The organism is Nocardia sp. NPDC003345 (assembly GCF_053589395.1).
This window is the reverse complement of record NZ_JBSFRU010000311.1, coordinates 1-7,822: the sequence shown is the minus strand read 5'-3', so window position 1 is coordinate 7,822 and position 7,822 is coordinate 1. Positions and strand designations below refer to the sequence as shown.

The 7,822-nt window shown below is 66.7% G+C and carries 10 protein-coding genes; 8 read left to right on the top strand and 2 right to left on the bottom strand.

Annotation, left to right across the window (positions count from 1 at the left end; genetic code table 11):
* Positions 1-109: 109 nt before the first annotated feature.
* Complete coding sequence (locus tag ACWDU1_RS26110) at positions 110-787, bottom strand: HAD family hydrolase (RefSeq protein WP_450002403.1); 678 nt, start codon at positions 785-787, stop codon at positions 110-112.
* A complete protein-coding gene (locus ACWDU1_RS26105) occupies positions 784-1,629 on the bottom strand; it encodes a GntR family transcriptional regulator (RefSeq protein WP_450002402.1) in 846 nt (281 codons plus the stop codon). Before ACWDU1_RS26105 ends, ACWDU1_RS26110 begins: the two co-directional genes overlap by 4 nt.
* 125 nt (positions 1,630-1,754) lie before the next feature.
* On the opposite strand from ACWDU1_RS26105, the gene ACWDU1_RS26100 reads away from it, so the two are divergent.
* From ACWDU1_RS26100 to ACWDU1_RS26065, 8 genes are all read left to right on the top strand, one after another.
* Positions 1,755-2,213, top strand: a complete 459-nt coding sequence (locus ACWDU1_RS26100; protein WP_450002400.1) for a hypothetical protein — start codon at positions 1,755-1,757, stop codon at positions 2,211-2,213.
* Complete coding sequence (locus tag ACWDU1_RS26095) at positions 2,213-2,854, top strand: DUF2637 domain-containing protein (RefSeq protein ID WP_450002399.1); 642 nt, start codon at positions 2,213-2,215, stop codon at positions 2,852-2,854. Before ACWDU1_RS26100 ends, ACWDU1_RS26095 begins: the two co-directional genes overlap by 1 nt.
* Positions 2,851-4,155, top strand: a complete 1,305-nt coding sequence (locus ACWDU1_RS26090; RefSeq protein WP_450002398.1) for an FtsK/SpoIIIE domain-containing protein — start codon at positions 2,851-2,853, stop codon at positions 4,153-4,155. Before ACWDU1_RS26095 ends, ACWDU1_RS26090 begins: the two co-directional genes overlap by 4 nt.
* Complete coding sequence (locus ACWDU1_RS26085; protein ID WP_450002396.1) at positions 4,152-5,627, top strand: DNA cytosine methyltransferase; 1,476 nt, start codon at positions 4,152-4,154, stop codon at positions 5,625-5,627. Before ACWDU1_RS26090 ends, ACWDU1_RS26085 begins: the two co-directional genes overlap by 4 nt.
* A 2-nt stretch (positions 5,628-5,629) precedes the next feature.
* Positions 5,630-5,833, top strand: coding sequence for a hypothetical protein (locus tag ACWDU1_RS26080; RefSeq protein ID WP_450002395.1), 204 nt, complete (start codon positions 5,630-5,632; stop codon positions 5,831-5,833).
* The gene (locus ACWDU1_RS26075) at positions 5,830-5,997 is read left to right on the top strand and encodes a hypothetical protein (protein WP_450002393.1); all 168 of its coding nucleotides are present in this window, start codon (positions 5,830-5,832) and stop codon (positions 5,995-5,997) included. The genes ACWDU1_RS26080 and ACWDU1_RS26075 overlap by 4 nt, the downstream gene beginning before the upstream one ends.
* Complete coding sequence (locus ACWDU1_RS26070; RefSeq protein WP_450002391.1) at positions 5,994-6,638, top strand: hypothetical protein; 645 nt, start codon at positions 5,994-5,996, stop codon at positions 6,636-6,638. Before ACWDU1_RS26075 ends, ACWDU1_RS26070 begins: the two co-directional genes overlap by 4 nt.
* Positions 6,638-7,822, top strand: a 1,185-nt coding sequence (locus tag ACWDU1_RS26065) for a replication initiator (RefSeq protein WP_450002390.1), incomplete at its 3' end; no start/stop codon positions are given. The genes ACWDU1_RS26070 and ACWDU1_RS26065, both read left to right, overlap by 1 nt.

Genomic DNA, 7,822 nt, shown 5'->3' with positions numbered 1-7,822 from the left:
GACGCTGCGACACGCAGCGCCGGCGCCTCTTGATCCTGTATGGCGAAATTCGGCAACCACTTGCGGAGGGTGAGGTGGTCCCGAAAATGCCCGTAAACAGAGCGGGCGATCAGCGGAGCCCTGGGCTGGAATCGCGCATGGCCTGTAGGGCGTCACCCATGCTGGTGATGATGGCGGCTGGTGAGTGGGCGGCGAACCGCTCGATCTTCTCGGCGCGGTTAGCGAGTCCGATCGTGGGCACCTTGGCGGCGTGGCCAGCTTGCAGGTCAGTGAGCGAATCTCCGATGAACACGCACTCGGAGGTGTCGACGGACTGCTCGACCATGGCTTCCTGTAGGAGGTACGGGCTTGGCTTGAGTCGCGTGACGTCGCCGTCTGTCCGCGCATAGACGCCCATCACGTAGTTCGCGAGGTCGTGGGCGTGTAGGTACGTCTGGACAGCGGCCACTGAGTTGTTACTGACAATTGCGACCGTTCGCCCGGAGTTGGCTGCCTCCCGGATGAGGTCGCACGCGGAATCGGTCGGCCGGGCCAACTCGATTGCGCGGCATTCGATCCGGGAGAACTCATCGTGTGCTGCTGCGGCGATTTCTGGGCTGAGCTGGGCGGAGTAGCGGAGTACATCGAAGGGGTCTTTGCTCGCCGCGACGTTGGCCGGCAATGGGATTTCGAGTTGTGCCGCAAGGTCAATGGCCGCGCTGCGATCGCTGATCGCCGAGAACACAGCGCAGATCGGGCCGTCGAAGTCCAGCAAGAGGCAGTGGCGACCCATGAGGTCGATGGTCATGGGCGATAATCCCGGGCCACTGAGTTCCAGATGCTCTCGAACCACATCTGGGACTGGCCTACGAACTGGGCGTCTTTCGTGTCGGGATCGACCTCGCGGGCGAAGCGGAACAGGGTGGCGTCTTTGCCCATGAGGTCCCAGATGCCGACCGGTTCTCCGTCCAGCTCGAGTTTGTGTTCCTGGACCGGGTAGAAGCCGAAGAACGCCTGTTCGCCATTGAGGATGTAGAGCTTGAACAGCGGCACCGCGGGGTAGGACCTCACCTGCGCGGTTGCTGTGGATACCAGGCCGAGCCGGGCAAGCTCCTCGACTGAATCGACGATGGCCATCGCATGCCGCTCGACGATTCGCGCTGCGCGACGTCTGAACGCCGGGCTATCTGTCAGATCGTCGGTGCGGGCCGGAAGGGACCACGGTATCGAGGCGTCGGGGATCAGCAGGCGTACTGACAGAGTGTCTGGACGTAGGCGGCCTTCTCGGATGCGATCAATCGGTTCGGCAATGGCGCCGTGCAGCGTCTCGCCGCTGAAGCCGGCAAAATCCAGCGTTACCGCGCTCGATTCGAACGCACGTTCGATATGGGGTCGAAGTCCTACCGGTCGTTCCGTGCGTTCGCGGACGTACACGCCGCTGCCTTTGCGAGAAACGACAAGCCCTTCTTCGCGCAGGATTCGGATCGCTTGCTCGACGGTGGCCTTTGCGACGCCGTATCGATCGACCAACTGCGGGCCCGACGGCAATTTTTCACCAGGGGAGAACTTTCGGGTGAGTATCGCTGCCCGAAGGAAGTTCGCGATCTGCTGCGACGGGGGTCGGGGGTCGTCCGGGTCGATGGCATCCATACGCCCAGCGTAATCGATTTACCTAGGTCGGCCAGGGAGGGTGTTGACCTACCTAGGGAGGTAGCGTATAACTGAAGTTACCTAGGAAGACTAGGTAGGACTTCAGAATACGAGGAGATACCGAAATGGCATTGAAGGATGTGTGGTTTCGCCCGGAGTTCCGTGAGGCGTTCCCGAAGGGGTTGTTCCTGCTTGGCGGGATCGAGCCGGTGACTGAGTTCAACAAGGACCGTCACGCACCGAAGATCCAAAAGCAGGAACTCGACGAGGACGGCAACGGCACGGGTCGCCGGCTGTGGAAGGGCACCGTGACCGACCCGGATGCCCCGAACGCGAAGAACGCCAGCTACGACGTGATCTTCGCGTCCCCGGTTCAGCCGGTCCCGTCGGCCGCCGAGATCGTGCCGGGCATGACTCCGATCGAGCTGGAGGACCTGGAGATCAAGCCGAAGGTTCAGGGGAACGGTGAGTTCAAGTCGATCGGCTGGAGCATCCGCGCCTCCGGGATCAAGGGCGACACCTCGGGAGCCAAGCAGGCCCCGGCCGATCCGGGTGCGGCTCGGCCTTCCGGTAAGGCGGCGTGATGCGGGCGGCGGATCAGTCGGCGGGGATGATGCGCCTGGCGCGCTGGTCCGCCGCGCTCATCATCGTCGGTGTGGGAGCGGCAGCGTTCCGGCTGTCGTTCTCCACCCTGCAAGACCTCGCCCGGATCTCGGGCATGCCCGCCGCCGATGCGTGGCTGTTCCCGCTGATCGTGGACGGCACCATCCTCCTCGCCACCTTCGGGGTGCTGGTGTGCGCCAATCACAAGTCTGAACGCCGTTTCTTCCTCGGCGTGCTGATCGTCGGTTCGCTGGTTTCGGTCGCCGGGAACGCTATCCACGCGGTCGTGGCCACCGATTCACCGCTGGGCCTGTTCGCGGCCGTGGTGGCGGCGGTCGCCCCGATATCGCTGCTGGTCGACACTCACGGCCTCGCACTGCTGTTCCGCGTCTCGACCAAGCCTGAACCCGAACCAGCGCCGGAGAAGTCCAATACCCCAACCCCGGCTCCGGCTGTGGATCCCGAGCCGGTTCCGGTTCTAGACCCTGCTCCTACTCCCGCGCCGGCTGCCCCGGTTCCGGCGCCGACTCCGGCACCCGCGGTGGTGCCGTCCCGTCCTCGTCCCGTGCGACCGGCTCAAACGATGCTGCCGATCGCTGTCCCTGTGGGGGGTACCTCATGATCTCGCCCGACCTGCTAATCCTCGGCGGCTCCGCTGCCATCTCGGCTGGCATGCTGCTGCGCTGGCGTCACCTCGACGGCATACACCCGCGCACCGCCACCAACCAGGCTGCCGGGGTGCCGGTGGCTCTCGGTCCGGCTGCCTCGATCGTCACCGACTCCGCCCAACTCGCCCTGATGTGGCCAGCTCTCGGGCTCGGCTCCTGGGAGTCGGGCTATCCGAACGTCACCGCCGCTGACCTCACCGAGTCCGGGATGCTGGTCGAAGTCCAGATGCTGGGCGGCCAGGCGCTGAAGGACTGGAACAACGACGCCACCCGCGACGCCCTGGCCCACTACTTCGCGGTCCCCGATGTCGCGGTGTCCTCACCCGCACCGGGGTTCGTGCATCTGCACCTGCGCACCACCAACACCCTGGCCGATGTCGCTCCGGTCTCCGATCTGCTGGCCTACGGGGTGGATCTGGAAGCGGTGCCGGTCGGGGTGACCGAAGACCACGATGTGTGGCGGCTGCGGGTCCTCTACGGCCATATCCTGCTCGCCGGGGCGATGGGCTCCGGTAAAGGGTCGGTGCTGTGGTCGCTGCTCAACGGCGTGGGCCCCGCGATCAAGGCCGGGCTGGTGGATGTATGGCTGGCCGATCCGAAGGGTGGTGCGGAGTTCGGCCGCGGTGAGAACCGGTTGTTCGTCCGGTTCGCGGTGGAGTCGCGGTCGATCCTCACCATGCTCGGCGAAGCGGTCACCGCGATGCAGGACCGCCTGTCCCGGATGCGCGCGGCCGGTATCCGCAAGCTCGTGCCCTCCATCGATGAGCCGTTGATCCTGATCGTCATCGATGAAGCGGCCTCTTTGTCCGCGTATGCCGATCGCGATGAACAGAACGAATTCCGGCGGTTGACCGGGCTGTTGCTGTCGCAGGGTCGTGCGGCCGGAGTCTCGGTGGTGGCGGCGTTGCAGGACCCGTCCAAGGAGACGATGCCCAACCGGCAACTGTTCCCGATTCGGATCGGCCTCCGCATGGATGAGCCGACCCAGACCGCGATGGTCCACGGCCAGGGGGCCCGGGATCGCGGTGCCCGCTGTGACGAGATCTCCGAGCACACCCCCGGCGTCGGCTACGTCGGTGAGGATGGCACCACTGGATTCACCCGGGTCCGCGCCTTCTGGGTCTCCGACGAGGACGCGGACCGGATTGTCGATGAGTACTCGCCGGTGGCCCCGGATCTGGCCCCGCAGGCCGACTATTCCGGGTTCGACCCCGACGACCTCGGCGACGACGAGCAGGGATCGGTGGCGGCATGATCACCCTCACCGATCTGTTCTGCGGCGCCGGCGGCTCCTCCACCGGAGCGATCCAGGTTCCCGGAGTCCGGGTGCAGTTGGCGGTGAATCATTGGACGTTGGCGGTGGAGACCCACAACGCCAACCATCCCGACACCGATCATGATTGCGCGGATCTGTCCCAGGTCGATCCCCGCCGCTACCGCGGCTCGGACATCCTGTGGGCGTCCCCGGAATGCACCAACCACTCCGTGGCCCGGGGCCGTCGCCGGAATCTGGATGCCCAACCGGATCTGTTCGGCGACATCCTTCCCGACGCCGCGGCGGAACGGTCCAGGGCGACGATGTGGGATGTCGTGCGGTTCACCGAGCACCACCGCTATCGCGCGATCGTGGTCGAAAACGTGGTGGATGCGGCGAAGTGGGTGCTGTTCGATTCGTGGCTGAACTCGATGCACGCCCTCGGCTACCGGCACCGGGTTGTCTACCTCAACTCCATGCACGCCCACGCCGCGGGTGCCCCGGCCCCGCAGTCCCGCGACCGCATGTACGTCGTGTTCTGGCGCTCGGCCAACCGCGCTCCGGATCTCGACCGCTGGACCCGGCCCACGGCCTGGTGCCCCGGCTGCCAAGCGACAGTGCGGGCGGTGCAGGCGTGGAAGAACCCCACCCGCCCGTGGGGCCGCTACCGCGCCCAGTACGTGTGGCGCTGCCCCTCGGTCGCCTGCCGCAACACGATCGTGGAACCGGACTGGCTCCCGGCGTCGTCGGTGATCGACTGGAGCCTTCGTGGCCAGCGCATCGGTGACCGGGCCAAACCGCTGGCTATCAAAACGATGCGCCGTATCGAGGCCGGGTTGGCGCGCTATCAAGATGATGCGACCCGCGTCTGCCACGGCAGAAACCACCTGGTCAACCGGGCCCGTTCCCGTGCGCTGCTGATCCCGGCCGGGGGCACCTGGCGTGATGGGGCGGTTTCGGTCGAGGCGGTGATGCCGACCCGCACCACCCGCGAAACCGACGCGTTGCTGGTGCCGGTGGAGGGCCGCGACGGCAAACACGCCCAGCCCGCAGGGTCTCCGATGCGGACGATGACGACCCGTTCGGAGACCGGGATCCTGGTGCCCTACTACGGCAACGGCACCTCACGCTCGACCTCGGATCCGCACGGCACCGCGACGGCGCGGGATCGGTGGGCGATGGTCATCCCTCTCCGGAATCACAACACCGCCAAGACCACGGCCGAACCTCTCGACACGATCGCCGCCGCCGGCACCCACCACGGGCTCACCACCGCGGCGCCCCGGATCGAGGACTGCGAGTTCCGCATGCTCGAACCCGCCGAGATCAAACAGGCGATGGCCTTCGACGCCTCCTACCTGATGGCGGGCAACCGGCGCGAACAGGTCCGCCTGGCCGGAAACGCCGTCACCCCTCCCGCTGCCCGTGACCTGCTGTCGGCGGTCGCGGAATCCCTCGGAACGGAGAACTGATCATGCCGCGTACCCGTATCAACTTGGCTGCCACCGAGTCCGCCGATGTGATCGACTTGGCCGCCCGTCGCCGCTGCCGCGCCGAACGCGCCGGACACGACCCGCTCAGCGTCGCTGTCCAGATGTTCGCCGACACCGGACACGTCCCGGGCTGGGACTTCACCGGCGACGACAGCGACCCCGACGGTTCGGGGTGGGCCGCATGACCGATCACCCGAAACCGGCCCGCCAGGAACCGAACCCGATCGTCGTCCAAGCGGCCGAACAGGTCCGCAACACGCGCGGCCGCCGGACCCACAAGAACCTGCACGAACCCTGCACCGACCAACTCGCCCTGTTCGACCCGCCCGCCCCGGAGAACACGAAATGACCGTCCACACCGTCAAACTCGCCCACGACCAGAAACGCGACCCGTTCGACCTGCTCGGCCTCGCCGTCCTCAACACCGGCTGGTACCTGCTCATCGGCGCGGGGCTGGCCATCCACTGGGCCATCCTGTTCCCGGTCATCTCCACCCCGATCGCCCTCGCCATCACCGCGGGGGTGCTCTGGGGGTGGCCGACCGGCCTGGCAATCGCTCTCGCCGGCGGGCTCGCGCTGGTCGGGTTCCGGCGCTCGTTCCCGGACCTGTTCGCCCGCTGGGTCACCGACCGGGCCCGGTCCCGGTTCCTGACCTGGTGGCGATACCGCCGCAACTGGGCCCGCCGGCTCAAAGCCTGCCACCTCACCGTCACCACCGACACCGGAGTACTCGTCCCCAAGCTGCTCGCGGTCGGGATCGGGGACTGCACCGACCGGGTCCGGCTGCGGATGCTGGAAGGCCAAACCCCCACCGGCTGGGCCAACAGCGCGGAAGCCTTCGCCCACGCTTTCGGCGCCGAACAGGCCTACGCCCGCATCGTCGGCCCGGCCACCGTCGAACTCGTTCTCCGTCGCGGTGACGCCCTCGCCGAAACCGTCGTGTTGCCGCGGGTGGATCACTGGACCACACCGAAGGGGGAAGCCGCCTGATGAACACCACAACCTCCACCGACGGGGTTGTCCCGATCCGGCAGACCGCGGCCCAGCGTCGCAGCCTGCCGGACTTCCGGGATATCGCCGAAGCCACCGCCGAACAACACGGCGTCTGCACCCGCCCCCTGATCATGAAAGTCTTCGACCCCGAAATCGGCACCAACCGCTACGTCGGCGTCCCGTGCAAAGCCACCCTGGAATCGGTGTGCAAGCCGTGCGCGCTGCGCAACAAGTTCCTGCGCGCCACCCAATGCCGCGAGGGCTGGCACCTCGACCACGAACCCGAACACGATCCGCAAGACCCGACCCCGACACAAACCGATCTGATGACGGCCCGCGCGGACCTGTTCGCCACGTTTCAGCAGGCGAAGCAGGATGGCGACACCGAGATGATGGACGGCATCCGGGACGTGGTGGCCGACCTGGACGAGGAAATCAAGGAGTCCGGGTTCCGCGGCCGGCTGCCCGCCCTGGACGCTCCGGAGAAGACGCGGCGCACCCGCTCGACAGCGCGTCGTCAGGATGCTCCGGATCTGCCGCGGCGCAAGGTCTCCAAGCACACCATCGGCCGCCAGTTCGCCGGCAAGTACCGGCCCTCGATGTTCGTCACGCTGACTATGCCGTCGTATGGTCCGGTCCGCTCCGATGGTGCGCCTCGCAATCCGGGCAGCTACGACTATCAGACCGCGGCCCGCGATATCGCGTTCTTCGCCGACCTGGTGGACCGCTGGATTCAGAATCTGCGCCGGGTGGTGGGGTTCAACGTCCAGTACTGGGGCGCGGTGGAACCCCAGAAGCGCGGTGCCCCGCACCTGCATATCGCCCTGCGTGGCGCGATCTCCCACAAGATCATTCAGCAGGTCACCGCCGCCACCTACTTCCAGGTCTGGTGGCCGCGCTTCGACCCCGCCGACGAGATCTATCCCGGCGAGGTCGTGCCCGTGTGGGATCCGCAGCGAGCCACGTTCGTCGACCCCGATACCGGGTCCGCGCTGTTGGACCTCGATGACGCCCTGGACGTGCTCGGAGGCATGGACGAATGGACGCCGGCGCACGTGATCCGCTTCGGCGAACAGGTCGACTCCAAGGGCATCCTCGGCGGCACCCAGGAAGCCACCCGCCATATCGGCTACATGACCAAATACCTCACCAAATCGGTGAACGAGGTCCTGGACCCGGAA